Source organism: Undibacterium sp. GrIS 1.2 (assembly GCF_040544435.1).
Lineage (GTDB): Bacteria > Pseudomonadota > Gammaproteobacteria > Burkholderiales > Burkholderiaceae_D > Undibacterium.
The window spans coordinates 37165-52886 of the sequence record NZ_JBEONP010000018.1 but is presented as its reverse complement, the minus strand read 5'-3'; the positions used below and the strand labels follow the sequence as shown (position 1 = coordinate 52886).

Sequence of the window (15722 nt, the reverse complement as noted above, 5' to 3'; positions counted from 1 at the left end):
ATACTTACCCACAGTATAAATAAATATGAAATATTTTAAAAGTTTGCCAAAGTGTGCTGACCGACAGACCAGCAAGCGGATGCGAAAATAAATCAGTAGTGTTACATTAGGAAGCTTGTAAAAACCCCTTAATCGAGATGCAGCGCTAGGCGTAAACGTAGCAATACGTCGGTATTGCGAGGCTTTACAACAACGCGATGCGCTCGATTAAGGGGTTTTTAGAAGTTTCCATTACAACGATTAAAAAAGCATACAGACCCATCCTCTATACGGAGTCCAGAAATGCGCCAGATCATGGAGCGAGGCAACGACGGTGCGCAAGCGACACCGCTATCACCCAGCCAATCCAACAGATTTATCTCTGCCGGAACCCATCCCGAATTATTAGCCGCGTCGCATTTGCGTTCTGCCGCTTATGGTTTAGAGCGTAAAGCCGCACCTGACTTCAGCAGTTTGAGCAATAAAGAACTGGCGCTGCTGATGGAACAAAATCATGCTTTGCACACCTATGCGCTACCAGTGATGGAAACGCTATATGAGCAGATTATTGATACCCACAGCATGGTGTTGCTGACAGATGCCAACGGCCACATCTTGCATGCGTTTGGCGACAAAGATTTTTTGCAAAAAGCAGATCAGGTAGCGATACGCCCAGGAGTGATGTGGGCAGAGCATAGCAAAGGTACCAACGCAATCGGCACCGCATTGGCTGAGGCCGCGCCTACTTTAATCCACGGCAGCGATCATTATCTGCAAGCCAATCATTTTCTGACATGTTCTGCCGCGCCGATTTTTGACTACCAAGACAAAGTGTTAGGAGTACTTGACGTCACTGGCGACTACCGCAGCTTTCACAAACATACGATGGCATTAGTCCGTATGTCGGCTCAGATGATAGAGAACCAGTTGTTCTCCGCCACATTTGAAGACGCTATCACCCTGCACTTCCATGCACGACCTGAGTTTATCGGCACCTTGATGGAGGGTATCGCCTGCTTTACACCAGACGGACGTTTTTTATCGGCAAATCGTAGTGCCTTATTCCAGCTTGGATTGCCATTAGCGTCCTTGACTTCAAATGGAAGCGCGCATAGTTTTAGCTCGCTGTTTGGGGTCGCCTTGTCATCGCTGCTGGATCATTATCGCAACGCGACTGCACAATTTTTATCGCTCTCATTACCGGGCGGAGTGCGGGTATCAGCACGCGCGGAACTTAAGCTGAAAAATAGCTTCTCACAATACGCGCAAGGACAAGAACAAGAACGACAAGACTACCAAAAGGCTTCAGAAAACCATCATCCAGCAGCGAATTACAGTTCACAAAATAGCCCCTCAAATAGCTCAAAACTACAAGCCCTAAACACGGGCGATCCGCTGATCGCTAATTTAATCAATAAAATAAGCAAAGTCGCCGAGCACGATATCAGCTTGCTGATCACGGGCGAAACAGGTACGGGCAAAGAGCTGTTGGCTCAGGCAATACATCAAGATTCATCCCGACGACAAGCTGCATTCATCGCAGTTAATTGCGCCTCGATTCCAGAGACCTTAATTGAATCAGAATTATTTGGTTATGAAGATGGCGCATTCACCGGCGCACGAAAAAAAGGTAGCATCGGCAAAATCCAGCAAGCGCATGGCGGCACTTTATTTTTAGATGAAATCGGTGATATGCCCTTAAGTATGCAAGCTCGATTACTCCGGGTATTGCAAGAGCGCAGCGTGATGCCGCTAGGTGGAAATAAATCTATTCATGTCGATGTAAAACTGATCTGTGCAACCCACCGTAATCTGCGCGAGCTGATTGCCAAAGGTGAATTCCGCGAGGACCTGTACTACCGGCTGAATGGGCTGGTCTTAAAACTGCCCGCTTTGCGCGAACGTTCTGATATGGCGGTGCTAGCTCAAAAAATGCTGACCGAAGAAAATCGGTCGCGCCATAAAAACGGCAGACCCTACCAAATTTCTAGCGATGTCATGCAGTTATTTAAGCACCACCGCTGGCCCGGCAATTTACGCCAACTCAACAACCTTTTACGCACGGCGATGTTGATGGCTGGCGACAATCATCAAATTTGTCGTGAACATTTACCGGAGGATTTTTTAGAGGAAATCACGACGCTGACCGAGTATCAACCGACGCTAGATCAGCCCGTCACCCATGTAAGCCATGTCACAGCTGACATCAAGCAAGCAGTCTTTAACGATTTATCCTCGGGTCAGGCCATCCAATCAGTGCAGACCATCAGTGAGGGTAAGTTACAGGATTTAGAAATTCAGGCCATACAAACTGCGTTGCAAAATCATGGCGGTAATGTCTCTGCTGCTGCCCGTGCTTTGGGCGTGTCGCGCAATACGATTTACCGAAAGCGCTAAAGCAGAGGATAGTCTGATTTGTGCTTCGCTAGGATCTGACTAATCTTCAATCAAAGCGAAGCGCGGCGTCTTAATACCATCCACTTCTATGGTTTCAAAAAACACGTCTTTAGCACGAGTCCAGACGCTACCATTATGTGAGCGGTACACAATCACTGGTGTCAAATCCGACTCTTGCGTTGCCTCATACAATAATTCGTACACGCCACCTTTGTAATGGCGGTAGCGCTGTACTGGTTTGTCTTGTATTTTATCCAGCACAAGCATGCTGGATTTTGGCGCTGGTACTGCGGTCTGTTTTTTTAAAAAGGCACCGACTTTAGCCGCACTGAGTTTATTGATTTCTTGTAGCAAGCGGGGATCAACGCTGCGCATGTCGTACTGTTTACCCAAATGGGCAGCAATGCGCAACAGCAAAGCCGAGGCGACTTCGGCATCAGCTTCTGCTCTATGCGCCGCGCCAGCAAAGCGGATACCCAAAGATGATGCCAGACGACCGAGTGAATAACTATCCAATCCAGGGAAAACCCGGCGCGCTAATTTGACCGAACACACGACCCCATCGTAACTAGGCCATAGACCTAAACGATCACTTTCTGCCTGCAAAAATTTCTCATCAAAACTAGCGTTATGGGCGGCTAAAGTATCGTTACCAATAAACTCGACCAGCTCAGGAATCACCTCTGATGCCGGTGGTGCTTTGTTGACCATCGCCTGGGTAATGCCAGTCAGTTCAGTAATAAAAGAGGAGATGCGGACATTACAATTGATCAGCGATACATAACGATCCACCACCTGATCGCCAACGATCCGCAGCGCCGCAACTTCGGTCACGCGACCGCCTTGTTCCGGGCTCATGCCTGAGGTTTCAAAGTCAATCATGACGATAGGTTTTTCAAACATGTTTGTGTTCTCTAATCTTTGTAATCTGTGTAATATAAGTGAACCGAGCGTGAACTGAGTGTTAACTTAAGCGTGAACATCTTAGTGAACGAATACACGCACTAAGGCAGCTATTGTAAACGCTAGCAGAGGCGAAATATCAGTCAGCACATATCCGCTCTACAGCTTGGAATTAACTAATAACAATCTGAAATTGTCTAAAATATTTTTAAGCGTCATCCCTCTTTTTTGTCCGGCTTTTTTTAACCGAGAATTTCTATTGGAACAGCGACAATAGAAATTCTCGGTTTAATACTATAAAAATATGAAAAAGCGTCTGCTACAAAGATTCACCTTAGCTCCTACTGACTTACTACGCGATCTGGTGTATCGCCGCTTGTGGACGTCGATACTGATCAGCTCGCTTGGTGCACAAGTGACGATGCTGGCGCTGCCTTTGACGGCTGCGATTTTATTGCATGCCACGCCGACTCAAATGGGTATTTTGACTTTTATGGAAACCTTGCCATTTGTGTTTTTATCGCTGCCATCAGGGGTGTGGCTAGACAGAGTGCGCAAATTACCCGTGTACGTCGTCGGTGAAATCTTGGTAGCGATTGCGGTCGCCAGTGTCCCGCTGGTCTGGTGGTTAGGTTCCATCAATATGATGTGGTTGTATGTGGTCGGCTTTATTATTGGCGCAGTTAATACAACATCAGGTACTGCCGCGCAAATCGTTTTAACCCAGATCGTCCCCAGAGAACGGCTGGTAGAAGCGTTTGCAAAAAATGCACTGGCAAACTCTGGTGCAGAGATCGCGGGGCCAGCCGCTGCCGGTAGCTTGATTAATCTAATGGGGGCACCACTGGCACTGATGACCGATGCATTATTACTACTCAGTTCCGCCACCATTTTACGTGGGATTAAAGTCAATGAAGTCAGACCTGATATTGAGGGCGCGCATTTTTGGAATGACCTTAAAGCAGGTATTCAGTTTGTCTGGAATAAACCTTTATTAGTCTCCCTCGCAGCGACCGTCGGAGGCTGGCAGCTTTGCTACAACGCGGCGCTGGTCGTACAAATTTTATTTGCTACCCGCACTTTGGGCTTATCAGAACAAGCAGTTGGTCTCAGTTATATGGGCATGGGGATCGGTACTGTTATCGCCAGTATCTATGGTCATCGCATTAGCCGTAGCATAGGCCCCGGCCCTTGCATGGTGCTCGGTATCAGTATCTGTGGGTTTGGCTGGTCTTTGCTGGCAATAGCACCAATTGATTACTGGGGCGTAATTGCTTTCACGATCATGCTGGTGTGCTTCTCTATTGGTGGCGTGCTGATTTTTATTAATTTTTTGGCGTTGCGGCAAGCAGTTACTCCAGAACCGCTGCTCGGCAGAATGACGTCCACGATGCGCTGGCTGATTTTGCTACCTGCCGGCCCCGGTGCATTAATCGGCGGCTGGATGGGCGAGCACCTTGGCTTACGCTACTCACTCGGTTTTGCGGGCGTCGCCGCCCTGCTACTGGCCTTGGTGGCATGGCGCAATCCAGTCATCCGTGGCATCACAGTGTTGCCAAATTTAAACAAGCATGAAATTTGAGCGAAATTACCGGGATGTCGCCATATAATGCCCGATTAGCACTTCTGCCCCAATCGGGCTGGAATAGGTAAGTTCTAAAAATTCTCTGACAGAGACAGCGCAAGCCACAAAACTCGCTGCACATCTATCGGATTTTTGAATTTCCCAATAACCGAGCTAGGACACACAATGTCTTCCAGTTCATGTTGCGTAATTTTTTTGCGTAGTTTTTATTAGATTGACACCAAGGTAAAACAATGCCAAACGACACCTCTGTTCAACCCGCCTTTAAGCCCTACATTCCCGCATCAGCCCAACTTCCAGAAATGACCATCCGCGCCCTAATCATGGGTGTGGTACTGGGCATTATCTTTGGTGCGTCATCTTTGTATCTGGTGTTAAAAGTTGGCCTTACGGTCAGCGCTTCGATTCCAGTGTCGGTGATCGCGATTACCTTGTTCCGCGTATTCCAAAAAATGGGTGGCAAAGATTCCACTATTCTGGAAAACAATATCACCCAAACTGCTGGCTCTGCGGGTGAATCCATCGCCTTTGGTCTTGGCGTGACGATGCCAGCGATTTTGATTCTGGGCTTTGATCTGGAAATCTGGCGTGTCATGCTGGTTGGTGTATTGGGCGGATTGCTCGGTATTTTATTGATGATACCGATGCGTCGTACCTTGATTGTCGACCAGCATTTAGAACTGAAATACCCCGAAGGTACTGCCTGCGCAGAAGTATTAAAAGCTGCAGCTAATCAAAGCTCACGTGATGCGGCTGGCGAAGGCGACAATCCTAATGCGTTTGCTGAGGCCAGTAAACGCGCGAAAATTATTTTTGCTGGCTTTGGTGTTGGTCTGCTGTATAAAATCGTCAACGTCGCTCTCCGCGGCTGGAAAGATACGCCAGAAGTCGCGTTCGGCGCACCGTTAAAAGCAGGATCAATCGGCGCAGAAATTTCGCCGGAATTACTTGGTGTCGGCTATGTCATCGGCCCACGTATCGCATCAACGATGGCGGCTGGCGGCGTTATGTCTTATTTGTTGCTGATCCCGATGATCAAGTTCTTCGGTGATGCATTGACTGTGCCGGTCAGCCCGGGCACGACCTTGATTAGCGCAATGAGTCCTGGCGCTATCCGCAGTTCTTACATCTTGTATATCGGCGCAGGCGCGGTTGCTGCAGGTGGTTTAATCAGCTTGATGCGAGCCATGCCAACAATCTGGCGCAGCCTGTCCAAAGGTATTGCGGGAATGCGCAACACCACTAATGCAGTCAAATCAACTTTGCGTACTGAGCAAGATATTCCGATGAAATGGGTCGTCATTGGCTCGCTGGCGATTATTGCCATCATCACCGCGGCAACGCCTTTGCATATGAATATCCTCGGTGCGATTTTGATTTTGGTGTTTGGCTTTTTATTCGCGACGGTGTCATCCCGACTGACGGGTGAAATCGGCTCATCCTCCAACCCGATCTCCGGCATGACTGTGGCGACTTTGCTGTTTACCTGCCTGATCTTTTTATTGATGGGCTGGACTGGCGGACAATATTATGTGACGGCATTATCGGTCGGCGCGATTGTCTGTATCGCATCGAGTAATGCTGGCTCAACTTCACAAGATTTAAAAACCGGATATCTGGTCGGTGCAACACCACGCTTGCAGCAGTTTGCGATTTTGGCTGGAGCACTCACTTCTGCTTTGGTTTTGGGTCCGATCTTACTTAAACTCAATGAGAGCGCGACCACCTATGTACCAGCAGCACAGGTCGCACCTAATCTGGTCACCGATGTCAACAAACTGACGGATACAGCGCAACTCACCGGCACACAAGCTGAGGCAGATAAAGCAACTTATAAAGTCTGGCAAAAGAGCGATACCGTTGGCGGCCCTGCTGGCAAGTATCTGGTAGACAATGCTGGCAAGGTTGTCTATATGGTTGATCCAGGCATTAACGGCACTTACAAAGAATTACCGGATGGCACCAAGGTTGCTAAATTTGATGCGCCAAAAGCGGTATTGATGTCTTACATCATCAAAGGTATTTTGGATCAAAAATTACCTTGGACTCTGGTGATCTTCGGTGTGATGATTGCCGTGATTTTAGAAATGGCTGGCATCCCTTCATTGGCGTTTGCGGTTGGCGTGTATTTGCCTTTATCCTCCTCGGCACCTTTGTTTATCGGCGGGATGATTCGCTGGTTGGTAGATCGTCGCAATAACAAACTAGATCGCTACAAAACAATGACGGATGAAGAGAAGCAAGCTGCAGGCGATAGTAGTTCTGGCGTCTTATTGTCTTCAGGCTACATTGCTGGCGGTGCATTGGCCGGTATCTTCATCGCTTTCAGCGCTGGTATTCTGACCAATTTTGATAAGTCCATCGGTGACTGGGCAACGGCGCATAATCCTTTCTACGAGGGTATCAACTCAAACGCCTTGTCGATGATTCCTTATGTGCTAATCGTATTGCTACTGTATTTTGTCGCTAGGGAAAAGAAAACTAGCTAAGCTTTTTTAATATGCCAGACGCTTAGGCGTAGATATCTAACTAAACAGCCTAACTAAGCAGCAATATAAAAATTAAAAAGAGCTTAAGCGCCAAAAGCGTTTAAGCTCTTTTTACTTCTACAGCCCCGGAGGCGACATGAATGAGGACAATCTCAGCAGAAATCTATTTACCGTTGCGACTTACTATATCCCGACCGACGCTTGCATAGTCCAGAGTTGTCTGGTGGCTGCGGGCATCCCCGCCGTGATCGCAGACGACAATCTGGTGCAGACCGACACCCTGCTGACTGCGGCATTAGGTGGCGTACGGATTCTGGTGCCAGAATCTTATTTGCAGCAATCACAAGAAGTCATCGCCGCCTTCAACCGTGGTGACTATCGGCTTGATGATAATGTCGATGTCGGTGAGCTTGAGTAAACGACTCTTAATATACTCGTATCTAGTATATTAAGAGTGTCCATATAATCATTGGACAATAAGGCATTTTTAATAAATAAAATGGGGAGTATATTCAATTGAGCCAATTGAGCCGATCTCACATTGATCACAATGATGACAATGATGACAATGATCACAATAGCGCGACTGTCGTCCTGATTACCGGCTTTGACGCCTTCGATCAGCAAAGCATCAATCCCTCATGGGAAGCAGTTAAGGCACTGGCCGATTGGCACTGCCAAGGAGCTAGCATCAAGACGCAATTGCTACCCTGCGTATTCGGTAAGGCGATCACGGTGTTAGAACAAGCCATTACCGCTTTAAAACCGGCGATCATCCTCTGCGTCGGTCAGGCCGGCGGGAGAAGCGGTATCTCGATTGAGCGCGTCGCCATCAACATCGACGATGCGCGGATTGCCGACAATGCAGGCGAGCAGCCGATCGATCATCCGGTCATCAGCGGCGCCCCAGCGGCCTATTTTTCTAACTTACCGATCAAAGCCATCGTGCATCAGCTTCGCGCTGCGGGTATTCCCGCCGCTGTCTCAAATACTGCGGGTACCTTTGTTTGTAACCATCTATTTTATGGCTTGATGCATCATCTGGCGACGCGTACGCTTGTTACCGAGGCACAAACCACTGAGCCAAAAACGATGCGAGGTGGCTTTATCCATATCCCTTACCTGCCCGAGCAGGTGGCACAAGCTGGTACACAACCAGCAGATGCACCCAGCATGGCACTAGCGACGATGGTGAGAGGATTACAGATCGCGATACAAACTAGCCTTAGCCTGGAAAAAGACATCATAGAAACTGGCGGACATCTAAACTAAATGACAACAAAGTCGCTATACAATCAATCCATAAATAAACCAAGCTGCCATAGCTGAAAACAATGAGCCAGCACAAGAATGGTATGATGCGGAGCAATGTCAAAACAAATCGGAACAAATCAAACTGGTTCAAAACCAGTCAGCGCAGACTACAACAGCAAGCTATCCATCAATCTATTTGAATTTTTCGCCTAGTGCCACAAGCTTAGTAGCAAAATCGCACTCACTTGTTTCAACCGAATATTCAACAATAGCAACATCTAACCCAACACGAGATTGTATGACAGACTACTATTTTGTTCTGGGGATCACGCCAAATGCGACTTTAGCGGAGGTAAAAAAAGCCTTCCGGCTGAAGGCGGCAGAGTTTCATCCAGATCGCAACAGCTCTGCCCTTGCGCCGCAAAAATTTCATGAATGCAAAGAGGCCTATGATGTCTTATCGGACGACGCAGCGCGTGCCGCTTACGACGAAAATCGTCGCCGCAATTTGCTAGACGATCCGCTGCAAACCGCCAGCGAGATTTGGAAGAATTATTTATCAGGAGTACTGCAGTGAAACTTTCCCAATATTTTCAAGACATCCAGTCTGTGTATGTGGCAGAACTGGAAGATTTAACCAGCGATTCTGAAGGCAAAGATGTTCTGCGCCATCGTCTCAAAGAGAAGCGTGATCAGGTGCCGTTTTTGTTGCCGATGATGAAGAGCAATCCAGAAATGGTCGCAGTCGCTTTCCATAATGCATTTAAATATCTGAATCCCTTAAAAGTTGAGTCACTGATTTCTAAACCGATCAGTCAATTACCGCACTGGAAAGATCTGTCCAAAGACGTGCGCTTAGAGCCCTGGGCGGAATCCCTCAGCAAAACAGTGCTCGGACATGCAGACGGTGACCAATTCATGGTGATTGCCGCCGCACTGGAATATCTGAATAAGAGCAAAGACTCTCGCGCAGTCAGCCCGTCTAACGCTTCTGACGAAGAGCTGGATGAAGATGCTGAACATCAAGACGGCGGCGTCCATGATGTCCATGGCGTACGCAATGATATGGATGACGGCGACAGCGAAGATGGTTACGATTTAGAAGAGGCTGGCGCAGACTTTTTGGCCGAACAAGGTTTTGATCGCAAGGATTAATGAAGATGGATGATAAAAAAACGTACTACCCCGCGCTGATACAAGCGCAAAGCCTGATCAAAGTCGGCGACATCGTCGGTGCAGAATCTGCTTTGGCAACACTGGCAGAAACTGAAGGCGACAAAGCACTGGTAGCTGCGCTGGATGATTTTCCTGCTAAAGATTTGCTGGCGATTATCCGCGAATATGATGCGTCGAAAGAGTCGCTGGTCAACTTGCTGGTCACACCAGAACAGTTCGCACAAGCAGTAGTGCTGGAGCGTCGTTATGGCGATCAAACCCATGAGCAATTGCGCAGCATGGTCAACTCCGTCATCTTCCGCGAAGGTGGCGATCCGGCGGAGTTCTTGTATGAAATTGCTGAAGTCGACGGCGGCTACGACGCGCTAGTAGATTATCTGTACGACAGAGCAGAAATGGTCGAACATTTTTACCGCTATGCGACCTTTGATTTATTCCACTACGGCGACGATTCTAAAGTTCAGGCACTCGATGATGACCTGATGCATATCAGCCGCGACGACGAGCCACGCGGCTCTTCATCTGACATGGCTAATCTGGTCGATCATGACTGGATGGAAGTCACGTATTTATTACGTTATCAGTTGCCAGAAATTTTCCGCGAAGTGATGATGAAGTTACGCGCCCGCTACAAAGCCAGTCTGCAATTAGCCGCAGATGAATTGGCCGAGAGCGAGGAAGAAGATGAGCTCGATAAGCCGAACAATGATGACGGCGATGATAAAGATGATGACGAGGAGTCCGCCCTGTAAAGCGACTCAATCCTAGGGTCTGTTATCCATTAATCGAGAATGCGATTTAAGGGTTAACAGTTGAAACAATGAACAGCTAACAGACCCTAGCTCTTACCTATCTCAATTAAAGAATTTGACTCGCCCTATGTCCGACAACAGCTTTCAGCTTGCCACGCTAGATAACCGTCCTTACTTTGAAAGTGCCTTACGCTTTGGCGTAAAAAACGGTCTCATCAGCGCCGCTAAAATTAGCGCCATAGAGACCGAGGCACCCAAAGGCATGGTGCAGATGGCAGAGGTATTTGGTAGCAAATATCTGCGTCCGGAAATCGACATGGCGCAAAAACGTATCGTCAATCTGGTCAGTTTATATCTGAAACAAAGCACACAAGGTGACCTGACTTTAGCCGCCAAGATGATTAGCGACAATACGTTTCTAACGCTATCACGCGGTGGCTCCGGTTTGCTTAAAGCACTATTCGTCATGCCAGAATATGCGCTATTGGGTCGTGAGGAAAAAGGGCGGGTAGAAGATTTTTTAGAAGTCTGGTCACGTAAAGACAATGACGTCGATTATCTCAATACCTTGGAACAGCGCAAAACCAATGCGACAGAAATCGCTGCGGCATTCTGGTTCGGAGAACAATTGGGTTTGTCACGCGCTGCGCTCCAAGAGCATGATGCCGATGCCACATCCGTCGTACGTACGGCGATGTTATTACGCATGCTGGGTAAAAAGGAAGAAAGCTTAGTCAATCAGGTTGAGTTTGCAAAACTCATCGACGCTGTGCGTAAAAAAGGCAAAATCAGCAAACGTACTAAAGATATATTTGAACCCATTCCCACCGAATACCAGGCCATTGCGGATCGTATTCAACAAGAAATCAGCGACCATGATTTACCTAAAATTCTAAGCGCTAGTCTGGCGCTTGATGCCGTCGTATTCGAGCTAAAAGATCGCTATTTCATCCGTGACTATGAGCTAGAAGACACCTCAGAGTACGATGCGCTGGTATCCAAAGAATGGACCAAACTGACCAAAGGCATAACAGATGTGTACGCCCTGCTCACGGTATTTTTCTGCCTGTCTGCAGGCGCTGCGCCTAAGACTGTACTGACCGAAGCTAATGCAAAAACACTGGTCAAAAAAATCCGCAAGGATGGTTTTCATCCAGAGCTGGCAATCGAGTTCATCAAAACCGCCGCCCCCCATGAAAAGCAAGACAGTCTGCTAGAAGAATGGAATGATTTTGTGCAAGAAGCCGATGCGTATTTGTTGGACGATTGGGACAGTAGTTTTAGCGGAGCTTTACGGTTTTTAGATACGCATTGCGATATCGAGAAATCGAAGAAGTGAGTGAGTGAGCTAAATCTACTTAGGTATGGACTATCGAGTTGAATACATTTTCCATATAAAATGGGTTTCGATATTGAATAAAGTAAGAAATCGAACGTGATGAAACGAAAATCCACCGATGACAAAATTGGTTTTATATTAGTTTTTTTATTCTTATTAGTTATCGGCTGGACTGTCGGAGTTTCAAGTATTTTTTATCTTATTTACTTATTAATTTATGGGGCAATCGTCCTGTTCCTTTGGAATCTAGAATCACGTTTGGGGCGAACAATTGCAATCGTATTAATGCCAGCAATATTGTTCGCATCTCGACGAAAAAAATCTAAATAGTTTATTGAACCTTAATCTCTAAAAAAATTTCTAAGCATTAAAAATTCATCACCGGTTTATTCAGGATATCCATGAATCCTCAACTCAACGCCATCATGATTTACGCAAAAGATATTCAAAAAACTGCTGATTTCTATCAACAGTTTTTTGGTTTTAGTTCAAAACCTGAGTCAGAGGGATTGGTAGAGTTAGTTAGTCCAGACGGATCAACAATGATCTTGATACACCAGGCTGCAAAAAGTTTGAAATTGGGGCAAGCTGGAGTGAAACTCGTTTTTTCTGTGCTGGATATTGAGGCTTTTAAAGCGCAAAGCTTAGAACGCGGACTTGCCTTTAGCAGCACGCATCAAGCCAATGGCTATCAGTTCGCTAATGCAAAAGATCCAGACAATAACTCGGTATCGATATCGAGTCGGGCATATCGTTCTATTGCATAAATATGCTGTTTGATTTTGACGACGTTCAGTATTTGCTTTCTGCATGCACATCCCAAAAAACGAGTTCTCGCCAATGCTAAACCGTATTCATCACGCTGCAATCATTTGTTCTGACTACGAGGTCTCTAAGCGTTTCTATAGTGAGTATCTGGGGCTGGAGATTATTGCCGAACATTTTCGTGCTGAACGTGACTCGTACAAACTGGATTTACAATTGCCTGATGGCTCGCAGATTGAGTTGTTCTCATTCCCTGGTGCACCGCCTCGTCCGTCGTATCCTGAAGCACAGGGGCTGCGCCATCTGGCATTTGAAGTAAGAGATATTGATCACTGCAAGCGCCACCTGAAATCACTAGGCATCGCAGTCGAAGCAATTCGTACTGATGAGTATACGGGCAAGCGTTTTGTTTTCTTTGCTGATCCAGATGGATTGCCTTTGGAGTTATATGAGGTCTAAATTCTTCACTCAGCTTACCAAGAGTCTGACTTTTCTGATGGCTTGTGGCTATAAACGCCAAGAGTGCCGATAATTATCTCAGTGCATCTTAGAAGACAAATCTAAGGATCATCAACATGAATAAATTTGGAAATCTCGTTGCGTCAACATTCATGTTTATCTTTGGACTCGCCAGTCTCTGGGTGGCAATCAAAGCATTACTCAAGGGATCAATTAGCATGGCGAGTGGAAGCAAGGATGTCTTGTTTTCGACTAATCCTATCGGATTTTTATTCGTCGTCGCATTTTGGATTACCTTCGGTTTATTTCTGATCTGGGTATCAAGCCGTAAAGAGGTCGATCCTTTTCAGCCAGATGACAGCAGCGATGCAAACGGTAAGCGAGCGGACTATCTACCCGAGCCTCTGCTGCTATATAAGTCACACGCTTGGGCGATCGGCATTATTTTTCTAATGACGCTATTCATGTTACCCCTAGGATATTTCTCTCTGGCGTTGTCCCAAAGCTTGGGTGCAGGCTTTGGCTTGCTCTTAATGTTGCCTTGGTTAGCCTGGTATTTAACAACTATCTGGCGCTGCATAAGAGACATTCGATGGCAAGGTCCGGCCTTAAAAATAGACCATGTGGGAATCACAATCTATACAGAGAACGGGCACCTGATTAAGTGGCACGATCTTGTTGGCATACGTTTAACCGCCTCAAGCAGCAATACTTATCTGGTCGTTCAATATAGAAATCTGGACACAGCCCGTCACCATATCGCGCCATATAGCTTGTGCAGGTCGATCATGAGTCGCATTTTTTATCGTGGCTTTGAGGCTGGGATAAAATTAACTTCTCTCAAATTCAAACGCGGTAAGGTCATGCTGACAGCTCAGGCATTTCTTCAGCAGGCATATAGTCACAATGTTCACCGAGCATAGAATACCCACAAATAAAAAATCACCCTTGACTGCAACAGTGCAGGGGTGATTCCAGTACTTACCAGTTAAGAGCTGATGTCCAAACAATGTTTAAGACTTGGCACTAACTAAGATGGATTGACAAACTGCACGTTGAGGATCGTTAGGAGGCAATTTACCGCATATGCCGTCTAGCTGCCCCCGTACTTTTTGGAATGATGCCTGATGTTTGCCGTCCTTATTCCAATCGATTAATTTTTTCCCCATACGATCTAACGAGGCGCGATTGCGCTCATAAAAAGCATTTTCAGTTGCGCCGATTTCTGACAGCACGCTTTGGGTCGCCTTTTCGATACGGGCATCCTCAGTTGGTGCCAGCTCGATCAAACTATTCACATAACTGGCGCCCCATTGCAAGCGAGTAGCGGGGCCTTTTGCAGCGTTGTAGGCTTGCTCATACCAATTGACAGCAGCAGCCTTATCACCTCGCTTCTTTGCATTGGACGCTAAGCTAGACATGAAATAGTATGGTGAATGAGAACGCTTGAGTTCAGCCTTTAACAAATTGTCGGATTCATCCATCATCCCGGCTGCCCCATAGGTATGAGCCGCCGCATTGACGACCGACTGACGCTCATACGCATCAGTAGTCGCTTGTTCGATTTGGGTTACCCGTTTTTGTATATCCTTCAGAAACGCAGCATCCGGCTTGGCATTGTCTAGTGTTGCCAGGGTAGCTAAACCATTGACCGCGCCCAGTCTGTCGGTCTTAGACAAACTCACATCGTCTGCTAGTTTGATCAAGGCTGTATTCAATGCAGTAACCAGCTTGGTACGCGACTCTGATTTTGCGGCAGTCAAAAACTCGACCAACTCACCGGGCACGCTAGTTACCAGATCCATATTATCTCGAGCAATTTTTTGATCGCCTAGTGCTTTAATCAGTTTATCCAACGCTTTGGTGGAATCGATACTTGAAGTCAAGGTAGCAGGCTTTGCACTCGCAGTAATCGCCAGTGCCTTGAAGTAGAAGCGCGTGGCATTTGCAGGAAGTGGACTCAACTCAGACAGACGTAACAAAGTTTTGACGACATCCTTGGTATTTACTAATTTTTGTTCAGGATCATCCCAAGAATAATCTGCCAGTAAGCTCCAATCTTCCGGGCTAATTTTTTTGCTACCGCCAAGTGCGAGTTTTAAACTATCTTGTACTGACAAACTACTGTTCATTGCGGACGTCAATACTTGCAAGTAGCGATCAGAATCAACCTCACCAGGTAAACGAGTAATTTCAGTACCATCTGGTTTAAATAAAATCATCGTAGGATAACCACGCACTTTAAAACCCGCCGCTAATTTTTGCGCGCTTGGCGTATCACCATCCAAATACACCGGGATAAAATGACGTGAACGGTCAATAAAATCTTGGCGATTAAAAATAGTAGCTTTGACCTGATTACAAGGCGGGCACCAAACTGCGCCCCAGTAAAGAAATAAAGGCTTTTTAGCTAGTTTGGCTTGAGTAAAAGCGGCGTCGACATCGTTGTCCTTACGCCAGTCAATACCGGAGTGGTCAGCAGTTGCGCTTGGTACAGCAGAAGCAGATTTATCTGTAGCCGCGATTAATGGCGAAGCCACAAGAAATAAGCTGGCAATAAGAGCAGATTGAATTTTCATGAGTAATCGAGGTAATGGGCGAGACTAAAATTATGGAGTTTTAGT

General features: G+C 46.8%; 14 protein-coding genes. 12 read left to right on the top strand and 2 right to left on the bottom strand.

All coding sequences use genetic code 11. From position 1 onward, the window contains the following. The first annotated feature begins 282 nt into the window (after positions 1-282). Complete coding sequence (locus tag AAKU61_RS09980) at positions 283-2376, top strand: sigma-54-dependent Fis family transcriptional regulator (protein ID WP_354331802.1); 2094 nt, start codon at positions 283-285, stop codon at positions 2374-2376. A 39-nt stretch (positions 2377-2415) separates the two neighbouring features. Here the strand turns inward: AAKU61_RS09980 and AAKU61_RS09975 are convergent, their stop codons facing one another. Continuing rightward, on the bottom strand, positions 2416-3279 hold the full coding sequence (locus tag AAKU61_RS09975) for a DUF1653 domain-containing protein (protein WP_354331800.1): 864 nt from the start codon (positions 3277-3279) through the stop codon (positions 2416-2418). A gap of 304 nt (positions 3280-3583) precedes the next feature. Between AAKU61_RS09975 and AAKU61_RS09970 the strand changes: the two genes are divergently transcribed. The 11 genes from AAKU61_RS09970 (at position 3584) to AAKU61_RS09920 (ending at position 14021) form a co-directional block, all read left to right on the top strand. Further along, positions 3584-4861: an MFS transporter gene (locus tag AAKU61_RS09970; RefSeq protein WP_354331798.1), complete on the top strand. Its 1278-nt coding sequence runs from the start codon at positions 3584-3586 to the stop codon at positions 4859-4861. A 236-nt stretch (positions 4862-5097) separates the two neighbouring features. Continuing rightward, positions 5098-7353: an OPT family oligopeptide transporter gene (locus AAKU61_RS09965; protein WP_354331796.1), complete on the top strand. Its 2256-nt coding sequence runs from the start codon at positions 5098-5100 to the stop codon at positions 7351-7353. A gap of 136 nt (positions 7354-7489) precedes the next feature. After that, positions 7490-7771 (top strand): putative signal transducing protein, encoded by a 282-nt coding sequence (locus AAKU61_RS09960; RefSeq protein ID WP_354331794.1) that lies wholly within the window; start codon positions 7490-7492, stop codon positions 7769-7771. Positions 7772-7893: 122 nt separating this feature from the next. Continuing rightward, positions 7894-8625, top strand: a complete 732-nt coding sequence (gene pcp / locus AAKU61_RS09955) for a pyroglutamyl-peptidase I (protein WP_354331871.1) — start codon at positions 7894-7896, stop codon at positions 8623-8625. A gap of 280 nt (positions 8626-8905) precedes the next feature. Next, complete coding sequence (locus AAKU61_RS09950) at positions 8906-9184, top strand: DnaJ domain-containing protein (protein ID WP_322119397.1); 279 nt, start codon at positions 8906-8908, stop codon at positions 9182-9184. Continuing rightward, positions 9181-9762: a hypothetical protein gene (locus AAKU61_RS09945; protein ID WP_354331792.1), complete on the top strand. Its 582-nt coding sequence runs from the start codon at positions 9181-9183 to the stop codon at positions 9760-9762. The genes AAKU61_RS09950 and AAKU61_RS09945 overlap by 4 nt, the downstream gene beginning before the upstream one ends. A 5-nt stretch (positions 9763-9767) precedes the next feature. Then, positions 9768-10535 (top strand): hypothetical protein, encoded by a 768-nt coding sequence (locus AAKU61_RS09940; RefSeq protein WP_354331790.1) that lies wholly within the window; start codon positions 9768-9770, stop codon positions 10533-10535. A 127-nt stretch (positions 10536-10662) separates the two neighbouring features. Next, positions 10663-11874 carry a hypothetical protein gene (locus AAKU61_RS09935; protein WP_354331788.1) on the top strand — a complete coding sequence of 404 codons (1212 nt, stop codon included), beginning with the start codon at positions 10663-10665 and terminating at the stop codon, positions 11872-11874. Between the two features lie 401 nt (positions 11875-12275). Continuing rightward, entirely contained in the window at positions 12276-12641 is a 366-nt protein-coding gene (locus AAKU61_RS09930) for a VOC family protein (protein WP_354331787.1), read from the top strand. 73 nt (positions 12642-12714) lie between these two features. Further along, on the top strand, positions 12715-13098 hold the full coding sequence (gene gloA2, locus AAKU61_RS09925) for an SMU1112c/YaeR family gloxylase I-like metalloprotein (protein ID WP_354331785.1): 384 nt from the start codon (positions 12715-12717) through the stop codon (positions 13096-13098). Positions 13099-13214: 116 nt separating this feature from the next. Next, positions 13215-14021, top strand: coding sequence for a hypothetical protein (locus AAKU61_RS09920; protein ID WP_354331783.1), 807 nt, complete (start codon positions 13215-13217; stop codon positions 14019-14021). A gap of 90 nt (positions 14022-14111) precedes the next feature. Here AAKU61_RS09920 and AAKU61_RS09915 read toward each other — a convergent pair whose 3' ends face one another. After that, a complete protein-coding gene (locus AAKU61_RS09915; RefSeq protein ID WP_354331782.1) occupies positions 14112-15677 on the bottom strand; it encodes a thioredoxin family protein in 1566 nt (521 codons plus the stop codon). Positions 15678-15722 lie beyond the last annotated feature (45 nt).

What these genes read in the sequence shown, in the direction of transcription:
- AAKU61_RS09980 (WP_354331802.1), top strand. Translation starts at nt 283, where the DNA reads ATGCGCCAGATCATGGAGCGAGGCAACGACGGTGCGCAAGCGACACCG.
- AAKU61_RS09975 (WP_354331800.1), bottom strand. Translation starts at nt 3,279, where the DNA reads ATGTTTGAAAAACCTATCGTCATGATTGACTTTGAAACCTCAGGCATG.
- AAKU61_RS09970 (WP_354331798.1), top strand. Translation starts at nt 3,584, where the DNA reads ATGAAAAAGCGTCTGCTACAAAGATTCACCTTAGCTCCTACTGACTTA.
- AAKU61_RS09965 (WP_354331796.1), top strand. Translation starts at nt 5,098, where the DNA reads ATGCCAAACGACACCTCTGTTCAACCCGCCTTTAAGCCCTACATTCCC.
- AAKU61_RS09960 (WP_354331794.1), top strand. Translation starts at nt 7,490, where the DNA reads ATGAATGAGGACAATCTCAGCAGAAATCTATTTACCGTTGCGACTTAC.
- AAKU61_RS09950 (WP_322119397.1), top strand. Translation starts at nt 8,906, where the DNA reads ATGACAGACTACTATTTTGTTCTGGGGATCACGCCAAATGCGACTTTA.
- AAKU61_RS09940 (WP_354331790.1), top strand. Translation starts at nt 9,768, where the DNA reads ATGGATGATAAAAAAACGTACTACCCCGCGCTGATACAAGCGCAAAGC.
- AAKU61_RS09935 (WP_354331788.1), top strand. Translation starts at nt 10,663, where the DNA reads ATGTCCGACAACAGCTTTCAGCTTGCCACGCTAGATAACCGTCCTTAC.
- AAKU61_RS09930 (WP_354331787.1), top strand. Translation starts at nt 12,276, where the DNA reads ATGAATCCTCAACTCAACGCCATCATGATTTACGCAAAAGATATTCAA.
- gloA2 (WP_354331785.1), top strand. Translation starts at nt 12,715, where the DNA reads ATGCTAAACCGTATTCATCACGCTGCAATCATTTGTTCTGACTACGAG.
- AAKU61_RS09920 (WP_354331783.1), top strand. Translation starts at nt 13,215, where the DNA reads ATGAATAAATTTGGAAATCTCGTTGCGTCAACATTCATGTTTATCTTT.
- AAKU61_RS09915 (WP_354331782.1), bottom strand. Translation starts at nt 15,677, where the DNA reads ATGAAAATTCAATCTGCTCTTATTGCCAGCTTATTTCTTGTGGCTTCG.